At 68.7% G+C, this 15,899-nt stretch carries 13 protein-coding genes and 1 pseudogene; 11 read left to right on the plus strand and 3 right to left on the minus strand.

All coding sequences use genetic code 11. From position 1 onward, the window contains the following. Positions 1-189 precede the first annotated feature (189 nt). The 4 genes from PVZ72_RS14255 to PVZ72_RS14270 all read left to right on the plus strand — a co-directional run bounded on the left by PVZ72_RS14255 (position 190) and on the right by PVZ72_RS14270 (position 5,589). Entirely contained in the window at positions 190-1,212 is a 1,023-nt protein-coding gene (locus PVZ72_RS14255; RefSeq protein ID WP_273862272.1) for a carbon-nitrogen hydrolase family protein, read from the plus strand. Then, on the plus strand, positions 1,209-2,252 hold the full coding sequence (locus tag PVZ72_RS14260) for an AraC family transcriptional regulator (protein ID WP_273862273.1): 1,044 nt from the start codon (positions 1,209-1,211) through the stop codon (positions 2,250-2,252). Before PVZ72_RS14255 ends, PVZ72_RS14260 begins: the two co-directional genes overlap by 4 nt. 65 nt (positions 2,253-2,317) lie before the next feature. Further along, complete coding sequence (locus tag PVZ72_RS14265) at positions 2,318-4,843, plus strand: mechanosensitive ion channel domain-containing protein (protein WP_273862274.1); 2,526 nt, start codon at positions 2,318-2,320, stop codon at positions 4,841-4,843. 5 nt (positions 4,844-4,848) lie between these two features. Next, the gene (locus tag PVZ72_RS14270) at positions 4,849-5,589 is read left to right on the plus strand and encodes an NUDIX hydrolase (RefSeq protein ID WP_273862275.1); all 741 of its coding nucleotides are present in this window, start codon (positions 4,849-4,851) and stop codon (positions 5,587-5,589) included. Here PVZ72_RS14270 and cysE read toward each other — a convergent pair. From cysE to PVZ72_RS14285, 3 genes are read right to left on the minus strand one after another with little or no spacing between them, the layout of a single operon-like run. Then, entirely contained in the window at positions 5,571-6,359 is a 789-nt protein-coding gene (gene cysE, locus PVZ72_RS14275; protein ID WP_273862276.1) for a serine O-acetyltransferase, read from the minus strand. The two genes, PVZ72_RS14270 and cysE, sit on opposite strands and share 19 nt — an antisense overlap. Positions 6,360-6,374: 15 nt before the next feature. Beyond that, complete coding sequence (locus PVZ72_RS14280; protein ID WP_273862277.1) at positions 6,375-6,941, minus strand: GNAT family N-acetyltransferase; 567 nt, start codon at positions 6,939-6,941, stop codon at positions 6,375-6,377. 9 nt (positions 6,942-6,950) lie between these two features. After that, positions 6,951-7,493 (minus strand): helix-turn-helix domain-containing protein, encoded by a 543-nt coding sequence (locus tag PVZ72_RS14285; RefSeq protein WP_273862278.1) that lies wholly within the window; start codon positions 7,491-7,493, stop codon positions 6,951-6,953. A gap of 666 nt (positions 7,494-8,159) precedes the next feature. Between PVZ72_RS14285 and PVZ72_RS14290 the strand changes: the two are divergent. From PVZ72_RS14290 to cheB, 7 genes and pseudogenes are all read left to right on the plus strand, one after another. After that, positions 8,160-8,336: pseudogene (locus PVZ72_RS14290) on the plus strand (general stress protein); the annotation flags it as partial. A 221-nt stretch (positions 8,337-8,557) separates the two neighbouring features. Beyond that, on the plus strand, positions 8,558-10,363 hold the full coding sequence (locus PVZ72_RS14295) for a methyl-accepting chemotaxis protein (protein WP_187979684.1): 1,806 nt from the start codon (positions 8,558-8,560) through the stop codon (positions 10,361-10,363). Positions 10,364-10,365: 2 nt separating this feature from the next. Beyond that, complete coding sequence (locus PVZ72_RS14300) at positions 10,366-10,821, plus strand: chemotaxis protein CheW (RefSeq protein WP_273862279.1); 456 nt, start codon at positions 10,366-10,368, stop codon at positions 10,819-10,821. Further along, positions 10,818-12,065, plus strand: a complete 1,248-nt coding sequence (locus tag PVZ72_RS14305; RefSeq protein ID WP_187979685.1) for a CheR family methyltransferase — start codon at positions 10,818-10,820, stop codon at positions 12,063-12,065. Before PVZ72_RS14300 ends, PVZ72_RS14305 begins: the two co-directional genes overlap by 4 nt. Beyond that, on the plus strand, positions 12,062-12,589 hold the full coding sequence (locus PVZ72_RS14310) for a chemotaxis protein CheW (RefSeq protein ID WP_187979686.1): 528 nt from the start codon (positions 12,062-12,064) through the stop codon (positions 12,587-12,589). Before PVZ72_RS14305 ends, PVZ72_RS14310 begins: the two co-directional genes overlap by 4 nt. Then, positions 12,586-14,772 carry a hybrid sensor histidine kinase/response regulator gene (locus tag PVZ72_RS14315; RefSeq protein ID WP_273862280.1) on the plus strand — a complete coding sequence of 729 codons (2,187 nt, stop codon included), beginning with the start codon at positions 12,586-12,588 and terminating at the stop codon, positions 14,770-14,772. The genes PVZ72_RS14310 and PVZ72_RS14315 overlap by 4 nt, the downstream gene beginning before the upstream one ends. After that, entirely contained in the window at positions 14,769-15,806 is a 1,038-nt protein-coding gene (gene cheB, locus PVZ72_RS14320) for a chemotaxis-specific protein-glutamate methyltransferase CheB (RefSeq protein WP_273862281.1), read from the plus strand. Before PVZ72_RS14315 ends, cheB begins: the two co-directional genes overlap by 4 nt. Positions 15,807-15,899: the final 93 nt, after the last annotated feature.

The following is a 15,899-nucleotide window of genomic DNA, read 5'->3' on the forward strand; positions in this document are numbered from 1 at the left end:
TCCGGTGGTTGGCCTTTCTGGGAAAGCCTGGCGCCACGATAGGAGCAGCGCGGGCTGGCCTCAATCACCGGAAATGACAACCTCTTTACCCAAATGTACAGCCGCCCCTTGGCAGTGGCGGTCTGGTCTCCTACCCTGAGCACCTTTATCTCGCCCGGCCCGGGAGGCCGGGACCGCTCTGGAGTGCCGATGCGCAAGCTCGTGTTCCTGGTGCTGATCGCCCTGTTCGCCGTGCTGGCGGGCTGGGTGGCCCAGCGGCCAGCCTTCCATTACCTGTCGGATCTGCGCAGCAGCCTGGCGGTGGACCTGACCACCACGCCAGCGGCGGCCACCACCGGCAACCTGCTGGGGATCGAGCCCGAACTGGTCGCCCTGGACTATGGCAATCCCGAGCGATTGCGCCTCAAGCTCGCTGCCTATCTGACCAATGCACGGCGCCTGGGCCTGATCGGCGCCCAGACCACCGTGGTGCTGCCCGAGCACCTGGGCACGCCCCTGGCGCTGATGGGCGAGAAGCCCGAGGTCTATGCCGCGGCACGCAGCGAAGAGGCCATCCAGTGGCTGCTGCTGGGCAATCCGTTGCGCGTGGCTCGCGCCTGGTTCCAGGCCGAGGGTGACCGGCGCCTGGCCGACAGCCTGTTGCGCATGAAGGCCTGGGACATGGCCAGCGCCTACCAGCAGCTCTTCGGCGGCCTCGCCCGCCAGTACGGCGTCACCCTGGTGGCCGGCTCCATCGTCCTGCCCGGTCCGACCCTGGTGGACGGCGAATTGCAGGTGGGTACGGGACCTTTGCGCAATGTCACCCTGGTCTTCGGACCCGACGGCAAGGTGCTCGGCCAACCGCTGGTGCGACCGCTGACGGCCAGGGACAGCGGCGACGATCTCAGCCCGCCCCTGCTGCGACTGGAGACGCCGCTGGGCCGTCTCGGCGTCATCCAGGGCAGCGACACCGGTCGCGCCGGCGTGCTGGACGCTCCCCAGGTGGACTTGCTGGCGATTCCCGCCCTCGCCTCGGGCGCCACCCCGGCACCGGCACCCTTCGACATCCAGCGCCTGCGCGCCGCCGGCATCCGCGCCGCCCTGGAAGTGCAGCTGCGCGGCCGCCTCTGGGAATGGCAGGCCGGCGGCGGCAGCCAGGCCTTCACCCCGGATGCGACAGCGGCCACCGATGCTGCCCAGGCCGGGAGCAAGCTGATCAATCTGCGGCTATGAGCGCGCCGGCGCTGCGCCTGGGCGACCTCTCCACCGGCTTCGTGCTGGCGCTGGCGGCAGCCGTCGCCCAGCGGGGTGCCGATGCCGCCGGCCTGCTGGCACGCTTCGGCCTGACCGCGGCGCGGCTGGCCGAACCTGGCGGACGGCTGTCGATCCCCCACTACATGCGCCTGGGCCATGCGGCCCTGGAACTGACTGGTGATTCGGCGCTGGGCCTGGCCATGGGCCGGGCGATGCGGCCGGCCTTTCTCGGTCTCGCCGGCGTCACCGTGGGCCAGGCGCCGGACGTGCGTCACGCCGCCGAGACGCTGCTCGAACTGGAACCGCTCTATGGCCGCAACTACCGGGGCCGGTCGCGCTATGCCGCCCAGGGCCGCGACGCCTGGCTGCACTTCTATAGCATCAGCCCCTACAACGGTTACAACCGCTTCGTGGTTGACGTGGTGCTCAGCGCCTGGCTGGCGCTGTTGAGCGCCGTCGCCGGGCGCCCGCTACAACCGCGCCGCGTCCTCATCGAATACCCCGCACCGGCGGACGTGGCGCCCTACGAGGCCGCCTTCGGCTGCGCGGTGGAATTCGGCGCCGCCGAGAATGCGCTGCTGCTCGATGCCGCGACCCTGGCCCGGACCGGGTCCGAGCATTGCCCGGCCACCTGGCGCCAGCTGCTGGCCCTGAGCGAATCCGAACACGGCCGCCTGACCCGCACCCGCGGCCTCACCGAGCGGGTGGTCGAAGTCATGGGGCCCTTGCTGCGGCACGGCGAGCCGACCCTGGAGCAGATCGCCAGCCGGCTGCGTCTGCCGTCCTGGACGCTGAGGCGCAAGCTGGCCGAAGAAGGTACCCAGTACCGTACCCTGCTCAACCTGACCCGCCGCGACCTGGCGCTGGCCTATATCCGCGATACCGAGGCCAGCTTCGGCGAGATCGCCTATCTGCTTGGCTTCGCCTCCCCCGCCGCCTTCCAGCGCGCCTTCAAGCGCTGGACCGAGCAGACGCCGGGTGACTGGCGGCGTCTCCAGCGGCAGGGAGTGGCCAACTGAAGGGAGCATAGGCGAGGATCGCGGGTCCTAACTGGCTGATCCTTCATCAGGACCGCTATCGCCCCATGCCGAACTTCCTGCTCGCCCTGTTGCTGCTGTGCCTGGCGTTGCCCCTGCGCGCCGCCGAAACCCCTGGCCCGCCCCCGACCGGTCTCGATCCTCAGCAGGCGCGCCAGGTCGCGGCCCTGCTGCAGGATCCGCAGCGCCGCCAGGAGCTGATCCTGACCTTGCAGGCCATCGCCAGCCAGCCGGCGAGCGCGACCGGGACGAAGGCGGCACCGGCGGCTACGGCAACCGCCGCCACTGCACCAGCGGCAGCTGCCCCGGCGCCAGGCGAGGAAAAGGCGCTGGTACCGCTGGAAGCCAATGGCCTGATCGCCCAGACCCTCAGTCGCGTCGGTCGCTGGGCCGACAACCTAAGCAGCGAGCTGAACCAGGTGCAGCGGGCCGTGCGTACCCTGCCCGACTGGTCGCGCGCCAGCTTCACGTCCGAAGCGGGTCGCCGCGCCCTGCTGCAGGCCTTGCTGACCCTGGCCACCCTCTTTGCCGCCGGCCTGGTGGGCGAGTGGCTGATCCATCGGGCGCTCCGGCGCCCGCGGCAACGGCTGCAGCGCCATGCCGATCTGGCCGACACCCGGGCCCGGCGCCAGGCCCAGCACCAGGCGGCCCAGCAGTCCCCTGCTGAAGCGTCGGCACCGGCGGTCGAGGAGGCAGCTACCCGCCCGGCCGAAGCCGCGGTGGCCCTGGTCAAGACTCAGCGTGATGGCGTGGATCAACTCGAAGAGGTGCCCATCGCCCCGTCCGACAGCGCCGCACCTGCGCCAGCCGCACCGGCGACCGAGTCCACTGCCACCGATCCCGCATCCGCCAACCGCGCCCGACCCAGCGCAGAGGAGCACTGGACCACCCTGCGGCACCTGCCCTTCGCCCTGGGACTGCTATTGCTGGAACTGCTGCCGCTACTGGCCTTCTGGGCCACGGCGGCGCTGCTGATCCACTATCTGGTGGGCGCGGATGCCAATCAGCGCGAGCTGGTCGGTGGCTTCCTCGGTGCCTATCTCACCACCCGCCTGGCGCTGATCGTCATCCGCCTGCTGATCGATCCCGTCGCCCACGGCATCCGCCTGCTCAAGGTCAGGACCGGCCTCGCCTGTACCCTGCTGCGCTGGCTTCACGCCTTCGTGGCCCTGATCACCTTCGGCCTGGCGCTGGCCCAGGCCGCGGACATCCTGGGTGCCAACGAAGAGGGCCGCGAAGCCATCGTCAAGCTGGTCTCGCTGCTGGCCCATCTGTTGGTGGTGGGACTGATCTTTCATGTCCGCCGGCCGGTGGCCGCCCGTATCGCCGGGCGCCAGGATGGCAGTGGCGCCCTGACCGTGCTGCGCGCCTGGCTGGGTCAGGTCTGGGCCGTATTCGCCGCCGTGTTCGTCATGGGTGGCTGGACCATGTGGGCACTGGACATCGAGAACGGGCTGCCGCGGCTGATGAATTTCGTCGCGCTGTCCGCCGGCATCGTGATCCTCGGGCGCCTGGCGGCGGTATTCCTGCTCGGCCTGCTGGGTCGCTTGTTCCAGCCCGCAACCACCGAAGGCGGCAGCGCTACCGATCTGCACCTGCAGCGCTACTATCCGCTGGCACGCTGGCTGGTGGGGGTGATCGTCACCCTGATCACCGTCCTGGCCCTGTTCCAGTCCTGGGGCTGGAGCGTGCTGGACTGGTTCGGTGACGGCAGCATCGGGCGCAGTCTGCTGTCCGCCTTTCTCACCATCCTCATCGCCGCCGTCATCGCCGTGGTGGTCTGGGAAGGCGCCAACGCCACCGTGAATCGTCGACTGAGCAGTTGGAACGAACGCGGAGACACGGTGCGGGCCGCCCGCTTGCGTACCCTGCTGCCCATGCTACGCACCGGGCTGTTCATCCTGGTCGCGCTGATCGTCGGCCTGACCGCGCTGAGCGAACTGGGCATCAACACCACACCGCTACTGGCCAGCGCCAGCATCATCGGCGTGGCCCTGGGCTTCGGCTCGCAGAAGCTGGTGCAGGACTTCATCACCGGTATCTTCCTGCTGCTGGAAAACGCCATGCAGGTGGGCGACTGGGTCACCGTGGCCGGGGTCTCGGGCACCGTGGAGTACCTCTCGATCCGCACCGTGCGCCTGCGCGCCGGCGACGGCTCCCTGCACATCGTGCCCTTCAGCTCGGTGTCGGCGGTCAACAACATCAACCGTGGGCTGGGCAACGCCGCCCTGCGCATCAGCGTGGGCTACGCAGAGGACATCGAGCGCGTCATCGCCGAACTCAAGGACATCGGCGCCGGCATGCGCGCCGATGAGGCCTTCAAGGAGCTGATCCTCGCCGATCTGGAGATCTGGGGCGTGGACGCCGTCGACGGCTCCATGGTGACCATCGCCGGGCAGATGAGATGCCTAGACAAGGGCCGCTGGGGCGTGCAGCGCGAACTCAACCGCCGCATCCTCGAACGCTTCCGCGAACGCGGTATCGAGATCGCCAATCCGCGTGCCAGTCTGCTGCTGCCCAGCGAAGCCGGTATCGTGCCCTCCTCGCCCATCCAGCCACGGCCTGCGGAGTAACAGCTGTGCAATACCGTCAAGACGCCTTCAACGGCCTGATCATCGACGCCGCCTCGCTGCCGTCCACCCGCGAGGCCTTTGCCCCGGCGCTGGCGGAGTTGCTCGACAGCGCCCGCCGCGACGGACGCAATCTGATCTGGCTGACCCTGCCGCTGGCCCTTGGCGAGCTGGTCGGGGTGGCCACCCGCGCCGGTTTCGTCTTTCACAACTGCCTGGAACAGGAACTCACGCTGGTCTGGCGCGGTACGCCCACCGCCTTCGCGCCCTTCGTCCCGACCCACAGCCTGGGCGTCGGCGGCCTGGTGCTCAATGCCCATGGTGAACTGCTGGCGATCCGCGAACGCGGCAGCCAGGGCTACAAGCTGCCGGGGGGCCATGTCGAGCTGGGCGAAGACCTGGGGCCGGCGGTGATCCGCGAGGTCTGGGAGGAAACCGGCATCCACAGCGCCTTTCGCAGCGTGGTCGGCCTGGTGACCACCCACCCCTACCGCTTCGGCAAATCCAATCTCTATGTGGTCTGCCGCCTCGATCCCCTGAGTGCCGACATCGCCATCCAGGATCCGGACGAGATCGCGGACGCCCGCTGGCTGGCGCTGCCCGACTACCTGGCGGATCCGGGCAACAGTGCCTTCAACCGCGAGTTGGTACGCAGCCTGGCGCAGGCGGAGGGCCTGCGGTCGAGCGCGCTGAACAGCGAGCGCTATCCCAAGGCCGAGGTCTTTCTGGCTCAGCCGTCGAAGGACTGATCCATGCTTTCGGCCGGATGGGCATCGCGCGGACGCCCTACCGGGCGAGCGGGAATACCCACCACCGTGGTGTGGGGCGCCACCGGATGCAGGACCACGCTGTTGGCGCCGATCTTGGCGCCCTCGCCGATCTCCAGATTGCCGAGGATCTTGACCCCGGCGCCGATCATCACCCCGCGCCGCACCTTGGGATGGCGATCGCCCTGCTCCTTGCCGGTGCCGCCCAGGGTCACCTGCTGCAGGATGGAGACGTCGTCCTCCACCACCGCGGTTTCGCCGATGACGATGCCGGTACCGTGGTCGAGCATGATGCCGCGCCCCAGCCGCGCCGCCGGGTGGATGTCGATGGCCAGCAGCCGATTGCAGCGCGCCTGCAGGTGCAGGGCCAGCAGCCGCTCGCCGTTGTGCCAGAGGGCATGGCTCAGGCGCTGGCTCTGCAGCGCCAGGAAGCCCTTGGAGAACAGGAAGATCTCCAGCAGGCTGGCATAGGCCGGATCCCGTGCCAGCACCGCTTCCAGGTCCGCGCAGGCCGCCAGGGTCAGCGCCGGCCACTCGGCGTGCAGGGCAGCGAAGCGTTCGCCGAGTGACTCGGCCTGCCCTGGATCCTCCGCCAGGGCCTCGGCGCAGCGCCGGACCAGGGCGGCGGCCAGATCCACCGGCTGCAGCAGCGCTCGCGTCAGCCCCTCGGCCAGGGCCGGGGCGTCGCGGCGCCCGGCCTCGGCTTGGGCGCGCAGGAGTTGCCAGAGTTCGGGAGCGGAGCGAAGCGGCATGGCGGGACAGGGTCCTTAACTGGGAGCGCCCAGCTTAGCGGGCGCGGCCGGTAACGTCTTGTACATCAGGGTGGTGCTGTCACGGCGTTCGGGTTGGCGGGCATCCAGGGCATAGCCGGGAATCCTGCCGACCACCTGATAGCCGAGGGACAGATAGAGCGGCTCGGCATGGTCGTTGCTGCGGGTGTCCAGGGTCAGCAATTCCCGCCCCTGGGCCTGGGCGGCCGCTTCCACCGCCTGCATCAGCCGACGCGCCAGGCCCTGGCGACGGCAGTCCGGATGCACCAGCAACTTGACCACGTCAGCGCGGTGCGGCTGATTGGCCGGGGTATCCAGCACCAGTTGCACGCTGCCGACCACGCGGCCGTCCTGCAGCGCGGCGAACAAGAGCCGGATGCCCCGGGCCAGGCCCGGGGCCACGGCTTCGGTCCAGAAGCGCCGGTTCACCACGTCGGCCAGCGGCAGGATGAAGCCGATGCTGGCGCCCTGCTCGACACAGGCGGCTAGTAGTTGCTGGAATTCATTCAGATGCCTCGTGAAAGCGGCGGCGTCGAGCTGTTCGATACGCAGGGAAGTACTCATGGACACACCTCAGATCATGAACAGGAGATAACGGGCGCCCGCCGGGCCACTCAGGAAGCGACTGCTACCCCAGAGGCGATAGCGCAGGCAGTCGCCGACGCCCAGTTGATAGGGCTGCTCTTCGATCCACAGCTGCAAGTCGCCTTCGAGCAGGAGCAGATGGTGTTCGAGGCCTGGCCGGGGCGATGCCTGATAGCGGATGTCCACGCCCGGCCCCAGCTGGCTCTCGATGACTTCACCCGCCAGGGCCTGGGCCGGCGGCGAGACCGAACGGCGGGTGAAGGCCTGCTCGGGATCGGCCCAGATCTGCTGCGCCTGGCGCTCGACCTGGGCCGGATAGGCGCTTTCCACGCTATGCAGCAGGCGCGTCAGGGTCAGGCCGTAGGCCGAACAGAGCTGCCCGAGGACCGCCGTGGTCGGACTGACCTCGGCATTTTCCAGCCGAGACAGCGTCGCGCGACTGACCCCGCTCAGGGTTGCCAACTGCTCCAGTGACAGCTCGCGCTCCAGGCGCAGGGCCTTCAGCCGGACGGCAAGACGTTGATCGAGCATGGCCATCTCCCAATTTAGGGATTTTTTCTCACATTCGGGAAAATTTGGAAAGGGCTTTTTTGCAAGACCTGCCTTATCAGACGTATCAACGAACTTCCTATCGCATTAAACTTTATCGGAAGAACTTATATCACCGACTGTCCAGCAACCTGACTGATCGACTTGATTACTTGGTCGAGCGCTCTAGCTTGGCTGTTCGCCCTCATTTTATCGTCAGGCGAACAGCGTTACCCTGTAACAGCGCGAGAAATGGCGCTATCGAATCGGCGATAAATTTACCCATGAAGAAAGAACAAGCTCTAGGCCAAGGCGTCTGAGTCAGACTGCGGCAAAGCTCAACCCGGATACGCCCTGCAGCCAGATGCATCAAGACATTTCGGCACATGACAGATAGCCTGCTGGATTACTGTCGCTCCGCTCGCCGATTCTTCTACAGCCCCTGTACAACCTTTGGCCTGACGGCTCTGGCCAGGCCATCGTCAAATAAAAGTCTATATTTAACTTTCACCTCGTATAACAAAATATCCCTTTATCACCTCGCTCGAACTCGCCTTCCGCCCCCTACTCTCAATAACCGAAACGCCTAGCCTTTGGGGAGCGCAGCGTTCGACTCTTCAATAATTGAAAGTGGGAGAAGTTCTTATGGCCAACAAGAGCAGCAATCCAGGCAACTTCGCCAACAACCGCGATCGCGCCGCCGAGGCTGGTCGCAAGGGTGGACGTGCCAGCGGCGGCAATTTCGCCAACAATCCGACCCGGGCTTCCGAAGCCGGGCGCAAGGGTGGTCAGAACAGCCATGGCACTCGCCGACCCGAAGCGGCGAACGACGTCGAGGCGACCTGACCCGCGTTCCTCGATGCCGCCCGGCAGCCCTCCAGGCATGGCAAGACCTGGCAGGCTGCCCTTTCTGTTATTGCTGTTCCATCGCTGCTGGCACCTCAGGCGCCTGAGCCCCCAAGTGCGTTACAACTCACACAAATGCATGACCGTGCTACTTTTATCGGACAACCCGAGTGCTCCCCAGGGCTCACTCTTTCTGCCTCTGTCCGTCTGCACCGGTGCCCATGCTCAACAACATTCGCATCCAGAACAAACTCTTCGCCGGCTTCGCCGCCATCATCGCCCTGGTGGTCCTGCTGCTCTGGCTGACCTATGCCGCGTTGCAGAGCCTGGTGGACGCCAATCGCTGGGACAGGCACACCGCCGAGGTGCTGCTGTCGGTCACCACGCTGGACAACAATCTGCTCGAGACCCGGGCCAAGTTGCGCAACTACTGGTATTCCGGCTCAACCGCGGATGCCGACGCTGCGCGGCAGGCGCTGGCGCCACTGGCCGCAGCCGTGCGCGTGCCGCAGCAGCTGACCCAGGATAATGCTGAGCAACAGCAGCGCTTCGCTCGCCTTGCCGCGGACCTCGACACCTGGCGCCAGCAGACCTTCGAACCCCTGTTGCGCCTGCGTGATACCGGCAATCTGTCAGCGGTGCAGCTGGCCAACGAGCCCCTGATCACCACCCTGACCAATCAGGTCGCGGCCATGCGTCAGCAGATCCAGACCATCGCCGATGAAGAACGCCGCCTGTACGCGCAACGCGCGGGTCATACCGAGCAGGTACGCGACCAGCTGACCTGGACCCTGGTCGCCGGCGGCGCCCTCTGCGTGGTGCTGGCCGCCCTCATCGCCTGGCTGCTGTCCCATAATCTGCTGCGTTCGGTGCGCCGGCTGACCGATACCGTGGCGCGCATTTCCGCGGGCGACAGCAGCGCGCGCGTGGCGGTCCAGGGCCGTGACGAACTCGCCCAGGTCGGTCTGGCCTTCAATCAGATGGCGCAGCAGATCCAGGACGACCACGCCCGCGAACAGGCGCTGATGCAGCGCCTGCGCGCCGATGTCGACGACCTGCTCGGGCTGGTCAACAAGGCCGCCGCCGGTGACCTCACCGGACGGACCGCGGTCAGCGGCGACGACGCCATCGGCCAACTGGCCCGCGGCCTGAGCAAGATGATCGAGGACCTGCGCGGCATGCTCGCCAAGGTGCAGCGCGCCGGCATCCAGGTGACCTCCTCCACCACCGAGATCGCCGCCTCCTCGCGCCAGCAGGAGGCCACCAGCATCGAGCAGGCGCAGACCAGCGTCGAGGTGCTGAGCACCACGCGCGAGATCGCCGCCAACGCCAATGCCCTGGTACGCACCATGGAAGAAGCCGTGCAGGTGGCGGACGAGACCACCGAGGGCGCGGAGCAGGCGCGCAGCAGCCTGGCGAGCATGGACGGCACCATGCAGCGCATGGTGGCGGCGACCGATTCGATCAACGCCAAGCTCGCCGCCCTGTCGGAGAAGTCCAGCCACATCAACAAGGTGCTGACCACCATCACCAAGGTGGCCGACCAGACCAATCTGCTGTCGCTCAACGCCGCCATCGAGGCGGAAAAGGCCGGTGAAGCGGGCCGCGGCTTCTCGGTGGTGGCCACCGAGATCCGTCGCCTGTCCGACCAGACCACCGCGGCCACCGACGACATCGAGCAGATGCTCAAGGACATGAACTCCGCGGTTTCCGCCAGCGTCATGGGCATGGACAAGTTTTCCGAGGAGATCCGCCGCAGCGTGCAGGAGGTGGCCAGCGTCAGCGATCAGCTGGCCGGGGTGATCGAGGACGTGCAGAAGTTGCCGGCGCGGTTCGATATCGTCCTGGAGGGCATGCAGTCCCAGGCGGTGGGTGCCGGCCAGATCGCCGAGACCATCACCCAGCTCAACGACAGCACCCAGCAGACCACCGAGGCGCTCAAGGCCACCAGCGAGGCGGTCCAGTATCTGCAACAGGCGGCCCAGGACCTGCAGAGCAGCGTCGCCACCTTCTCGGTCACCCGTTGACCATGCAGATCCTGATCTTCCAGCTGGCCGATGCCGCGGCGGCCCTGCCGACGACGGCGATCCGCCAGGTGCTGCCCCTGTTGCAGCTCACCCGCTTCCCTGCTGCGCCGGCGGGCGTCGCCGGCCTGATGAACCTGCACGGCGCGGCGATCCCGGTGGTCGATGTCACCGCCATGAGCGGCGGCCTGGGTGCCCGGGCGCGCCAGGACACCCGCATCCTGCTGGTGGACTTCACCCTGCCCGATGGCCGCAGCCGGCCGCTCGGACTGGTAGTGGAAGGCGTCGCCGGCGTGCGTCGGATCTCCGCCAGCGTGCCGCGACCGGCAGGTGTCCGACTACCCGACTATCCCTGGCTCGGCGAGGTGCTGGAGACGCCCGAGGGCCTCTGGATGTGGCTGGAACCGGATCGCCTGCTCTCACCGGCCCTGGCCGCCCTGCTGTTCCAGGAGGCCGCGTGAAGCTTGATCCCCGGCTGGCGCCCCTGGTACGGGCGCGCACCGGCCTGGCCATCGCCGACGACATGCTCGGTCGCGCCATCCGCCAGCGCCTGCGCGAGCGCCAGGAGGGCGATGCGGAGGACTACATGGCGCGCGTCCTCGACGACGAAGCGGAATTCGCCGATCTGCTGGACCTGCTGGTCATTCCCGAGACCTGGTTCTTTCGCGATCCCCAGGCCATCGCCCATGCCGCCCGCTTCGCCCAGGAACGCCATGCCCGCAGCGGCGCACCGGTGCGGCTGCTCAGCCTGCCCTGCTCCACCGGGGAAGAGCCCTATACCCTGGCCATGGCGCTGTTCGACACCGGCCTGCCGGCCCAGGCCTTCGAGGTGACCGCGGTGGATATCAACGAGCCGTCCCTGGAGCGCGCCCGCCGCGGCCTCTATGGGCGCAATTCCTTTCGCGCTCGCGACCTGAGCTTTCGCGATCGCTATTTCGCACCCGAGGGCGATCGCCATCGCCTGGCCGAACGGGTGCGCAACCAAGTGCGTTTTCGCCAGGGCAACATCCTGCAGCTGGGCAGCCTGCGCGACGGCACCGCCTTCGACGTGGTGCTCTGCCGCAACCTGCTGATCTATTTCGACGACCAGACCCAGGGCCGCGCCCTCAGTCACCTGGCCGCGCTCATGCACGACGACGGCCTGCTCTGCGTCGGCAGTTCGGAGATGGTCAGCGCCATGCGCCACGGCTTCGCCAGCCTGGGCGTGGCCCACGCCTCCGCCCTGGTCAAACGTCAGGCCGTCGCCCCCGAACAACCGCGCCCGCCCACACCGGCTGCGCCGCCACGGCGCAAGGCCGCGCCGCGCCCACCCGCGGCGGCGAACCTGCCTGCGCGCCTGCGCGCCAGAAGCACGCCTTCACCTGCCCCGGCTACCCCCGTCTCCGCCGCCCCTGCGCCGCTCGAAGAAGCCCGGCGCCTGGCCGATGCCGGGCGCGGCACCGAAGCCGAGGCGCTGTTGCGCAACCTGCTCGAGACGGATCGCAGCCAGGCCGGTGCCCACTTCCTGCTGGCGCTGATCCTGCCCGACGCCCGCGCCGCCGAAGCCGAGCGGGCGCTGCGCCAGGCACTTTATCTGGAGCCAGGCCACTACCCCGCCCTCTGTCGCCTGGCGCTGATCTGTGAAAGAGCCGGCCGACTCGACGAAGCCGGACGCCTGCGCGAACGTGCCGCGCGCATCCAGACCCGCGCCGGTGACGAGGCATGAGCCTGAACCGTGAACTCAGCGCCCTGGAGCGCGCCGCCTGGGCCGAGCACTATGCCGAGCCGCTGGACGATCGCCAGGCGCGCTCGGCCAGTGCGCTGGTCTTTCGCCTCGGCGCGGAATGGCTGGGGCTGCCGGGCAGTTGCCTGGTGACCGCCACCGAACCCACCGCCGTGCACCGCGTCCCGCACCGGCGCTCGCCACTGCTGCGCGGCATCGTCCCGGTGCGCGGTCAGCTGCAGCCCTGCATCGCCCTGGAGCTGCTGCTGGCGGTGGCGCCGGCTGAACAGACCCGCGGCTTTCCGCGCCTGTTGCTGCTGCATGTCGGGCGCCGCGACTGGGCGGTGCAGGTAGACGAGGTGCTGGGCCTGCAGCGCTATGCCCCGGGCGAGGTGCAGCCGCCGCCAGCCACCCTGGGCGGCGAGTTGCTCAGCTACCTGGGCGGCGTCTATCGCGAAGGCGCGCACCAGGTCGGCCTGCTCGAGCTGACGCGCCTGGAGCGGGCCCTGGAAGAGGCGCTGCGATGAGTCAGCCGCCGCGCGATGTGCGCGAGATGTCGCTCTACGATCTCTTCGCCAGCGAGGTGCAGAGTCATCTGCAGGCGCTGGATGCCGGTCTGTTGCGCCTGGAGCGCGACCCCAGCGACACCGGGGTGATCGAGCCGATGATGCGCGCGGCCCATTCCATCAAGGGCGCGGCGCGCATCGTCGACCTCGACGGCCTGGTGGAGCTGGCCCACGCCATGGAGGACTGCCTGGTCGCGGTCCAGGCCGGACGTCGCCAGCTCGGCCCGGCGGACCTCGATCGGCTGTTTCGCTGCGTCGACGTCCTCGGCGAGGTCAGTCGCCTGGACGAGGCCGCCAGCCAGCGCTGGCAGCGCGAACAGCGCGATAGCCAGCGGGCGCTGGCGCAGGCGCTGAGCGCTGGCGCGGGCGATCCGCCGCCAGCGGCCGCAGGCGCCCCCCGTGAGTCGGCGCCGGCGCCCGTCGTACCCGAAGAACCAGCCCCCGACGTCGAGCGCGGCCGGGACCCGCTGCGGGTGGACAGCGGTCGCTTCAACCAGATTCTCGCCCTCACCAGCGAAGCCCGGGTCATGGGCCTCGGCCTGCATGGCCTGGTCCAGGGTTTCCAGGGCTATCGCGCGGAATTGCAGGGCCTGTTCGGCCAGGCCCAGGCGGTCAGCAGCGAAGTGCGTCAGCGCCAGGAAGGGTTGCTCGATCGCTATCAGCAGCAGCTGCAGGCGCTGGAAGCCTACGAGCGGCGCCTGCTCGGGGTCTGCCAGGGTCTGCTGGACGAGGTGCTGGGGGTGCGCATGCGCCCGCTGCGCGATGCCGTCCAGGGCTTTCCGCGGCTGGTGCGCGACCTGGCCCGGGGCCTGGACAAGGACGCCATGCTGCAGGTGGACGGCGCCGACACCCTGATCGATCGGGAGGTGCTGGCGCGACTGGAAAGCCCGCTCAATCACCTCTTGCGCAACGCCGTCGACCATGGCCTGGAAACCCCGGCCGAACGCCGCGCCCTGGGCAAGCCCGAGTGCGGCCAGATCCGCCTGGAGGCCCGCCATGTCGCCGGCCGCCTGCAGGTCAGCCTGCACGACGACGGCCGCGGCCTGGACCTGGAGCGCATCCGCGCCGCGGTCATCGCCCGGCGCCTTAGTCCGGCGCCGGTGGCCGCCGAGCTGAGCCCGGCGGAGTTGCTGGAGTTTCTGCTGCTGCCCGGCTTCAGTCTCAAGGAGACGGTGACCGAGCTGTCCGGTCGCGGGGTGGGCCTGGACGTGGTGGCCGACGCCATTCGCGCCCTGGATGGCGAGGTGCGCCTGGAAACCCGGCCGGGGCTGGGCTTCAGTACCCACCTGCTGGTACCGGTCAGTCGCTCCATCGTCCGGGCGCTGATCGTCGACATCGCCGGCGAGGCCTATGCCCTGCCGGTCAATCGCATCGAACGGGTGCTGCGCCTGGATCCGGCCGAGGTGCACTCGCTGGAGGGCAAGGCCTTCTTCCTGCTCGGCGAGGGTCGCCTGGGGCTGGTCGCGGCGCATCAGCTGCTGGAGCTGGATGGCGCGCCGCCCAGCGGCGATCTCGCCGTGCTGGTGATCGGTGGTGGTGACCGGCGCTACGGGCTGGTGGTGGATCGCCTGCGCGGCGAACAGGGCCTGGCGCTCAAGCCGCTGGACGAGATCTTCGGCAAGTTGCGCTCGGTCATCGCCGGGGCGCTGCTCGACGACGGCAGCCCGGTGCTCCTGCTGGACGTGGCCGACCTGCTCACCGGCATCGAGCGACTGCTCGGCGAGGGCCGCCTGCGGCAGGTGCAGAGCGGCGCGGCCACGGACAACCGCAGGGTCAAGCGAGTCCTGGTGGTGGACGACTCCCTCACCGTGCGCGAGATGGAGCGCAAGCTCCTGGAAGGCCAGGGTTATCAGGTGGAGGTGGCGGTGGACGGCATGGACGGCTGGAACGCCGTGCGCGCCGGTGAATTCGACATGCTGCTGTCGGATATCGACATGCCGCGCATGAACGGTATCGAGCTGGTGGAACTGGTGCGCCGCGATCCGCGTCTGCATGCCCTGCCGGTGATGATCGTCTCCTACAAGGATCGCCCGGAGGATCGGCTCAAGGGCATGCAGGCCGGTGCCGACTACTATCTGACCAAGGGCAGCTTCCACGACGACGCCCTGATCACCGCCGTGCAGGACCTCATCGGAGCCCCATGAGAATCGCCATCGTCAACGATCTGCTGCTCGCCACCGAGGCCTTGCGTCGCCTGCTGATCGGCGACGGGCGCCATACGGTCGCCTGGATCGCCCATGACGGCGAGGAAGCCGTGGCGCGCTGCGCCGAGGACCGCCCGGATCTGATCCTCATGGACCTGCAGATGCCCCGCCTGGACGGCATCGAGGCAACGCGCCGGATCATGGCGCAGTCGCCCTGCGCCATCCTCATGGTCACCGCCACCCCCGACGACTGCGAAGGGGTGTTTCGCGCCATGGGCGCCGGCGCCCTCGACGTAACCGCTACCCCGGCCTTGAGCGGCGGTGCCGATGGTGGCGCCCTGCTGCGCAAGATCGCCCGTATCGAACCCCTGGTGCGGCTGCCCGAACGACCCGCGCGCCCGCCCCAGGCCACCGCTGCCACGCCGAGCACCGCGGCCGACGCCACCCGCGATAGCCTGGTGGCCATCGGTGCCTCCACGGGTGGACCGGCGGCCCTGGTCAGCCTGTTCGAGACCTGGGCGCCCACCAAGGAGGCCAGCGTGGTGCTGGTGCAGCATATCGACCGCCGCTTCGCCCCCAGTTTCATCGGTTGGCTCGGCACCCAGATCGCCTGGCCGGTCACCGCCGCCATGCCCGGCGCCCTGCCGGAGCCCGGCCACGTCGCCGTGGCCCTGGGTGACGATCACCTGCTGCTGGATGAGCGCGGCCGCTTCGCCTATACCGCCGAGCCGGTGGACTACCCCTATCGTCCCTCGGTGGATGTGTTCTTTACCCAGCTCGCCAGCCACCCGCTGCGAGCCAGCAAGGCCCTGGGCATCCTGCTGACCGGCATGGGCCGCGATGGCGCCAGCGGCCTCTATGCCCTGCGCCAGAGCGGCTGCCCGACCCTGGCCCAGGACGAGGCCAGCTGTGCCGTATACGGCATGCCCGCGGCTGCGGTTAGAATGGGCGCCGCGGAGCGCATTCTCAGCCCCGCGCAGATCGGCGCCTGGCTGCAAAGACGCTTCGGCAACGGCTCGCGTAACATGACATGAAAGGTCGCCAACAGGAGCGTTGGACGGCGCAGTGGCAGGGATTGGCCAAGAAGAGACGCGGGACGCCCGACCCCGCCCGCACAAGGACTCGCA

This window comes from Pseudomonas sp. LA5, assembly GCF_028640825.1.
GTDB lineage: Bacteria > Pseudomonadota > Gammaproteobacteria > Pseudomonadales > Pseudomonadaceae > Chryseomonas > Chryseomonas aestiva.

What these genes read in the sequence shown, in the direction of transcription:
- cysE (WP_273862276.1), bottom strand. Translation starts at nt 6,359, where the DNA reads ATGCCGCTTCGCTCCGCTCCCGAACTCTGGCAACTCCTGCGCGCCCAA.
- PVZ72_RS14280 (WP_273862277.1), bottom strand. Translation starts at nt 6,941, where the DNA reads ATGAGTACTTCCCTGCGTATCGAACAGCTCGACGCCGCCGCTTTCACG.
- cheB (WP_273862281.1), top strand. Translation starts at nt 14,769, where the DNA reads ATGAGAATCGCCATCGTCAACGATCTGCTGCTCGCCACCGAGGCCTTG.
- PVZ72_RS14265 (WP_273862274.1), top strand. Translation starts at nt 2,318, where the DNA reads ATGCCGAACTTCCTGCTCGCCCTGTTGCTGCTGTGCCTGGCGTTGCCC.
- PVZ72_RS14315 (WP_273862280.1), top strand. Translation starts at nt 12,586, where the DNA reads ATGAGTCAGCCGCCGCGCGATGTGCGCGAGATGTCGCTCTACGATCTC.
- PVZ72_RS14295 (WP_187979684.1), top strand. Translation starts at nt 8,558, where the DNA reads ATGCTCAACAACATTCGCATCCAGAACAAACTCTTCGCCGGCTTCGCC.
- PVZ72_RS14260 (WP_273862273.1), top strand. Translation starts at nt 1,209, where the DNA reads ATGAGCGCGCCGGCGCTGCGCCTGGGCGACCTCTCCACCGGCTTCGTG.
- PVZ72_RS14300 (WP_273862279.1), top strand. Translation starts at nt 10,366, where the DNA reads ATGCAGATCCTGATCTTCCAGCTGGCCGATGCCGCGGCGGCCCTGCCG.
- PVZ72_RS14255 (WP_273862272.1), top strand. Translation starts at nt 190, where the DNA reads ATGCGCAAGCTCGTGTTCCTGGTGCTGATCGCCCTGTTCGCCGTGCTG.
- PVZ72_RS14285 (WP_273862278.1), bottom strand. Translation starts at nt 7,493, where the DNA reads ATGCTCGATCAACGTCTTGCCGTCCGGCTGAAGGCCCTGCGCCTGGAG.
- PVZ72_RS14310 (WP_187979686.1), top strand. Translation starts at nt 12,062, where the DNA reads ATGAGCCTGAACCGTGAACTCAGCGCCCTGGAGCGCGCCGCCTGGGCC.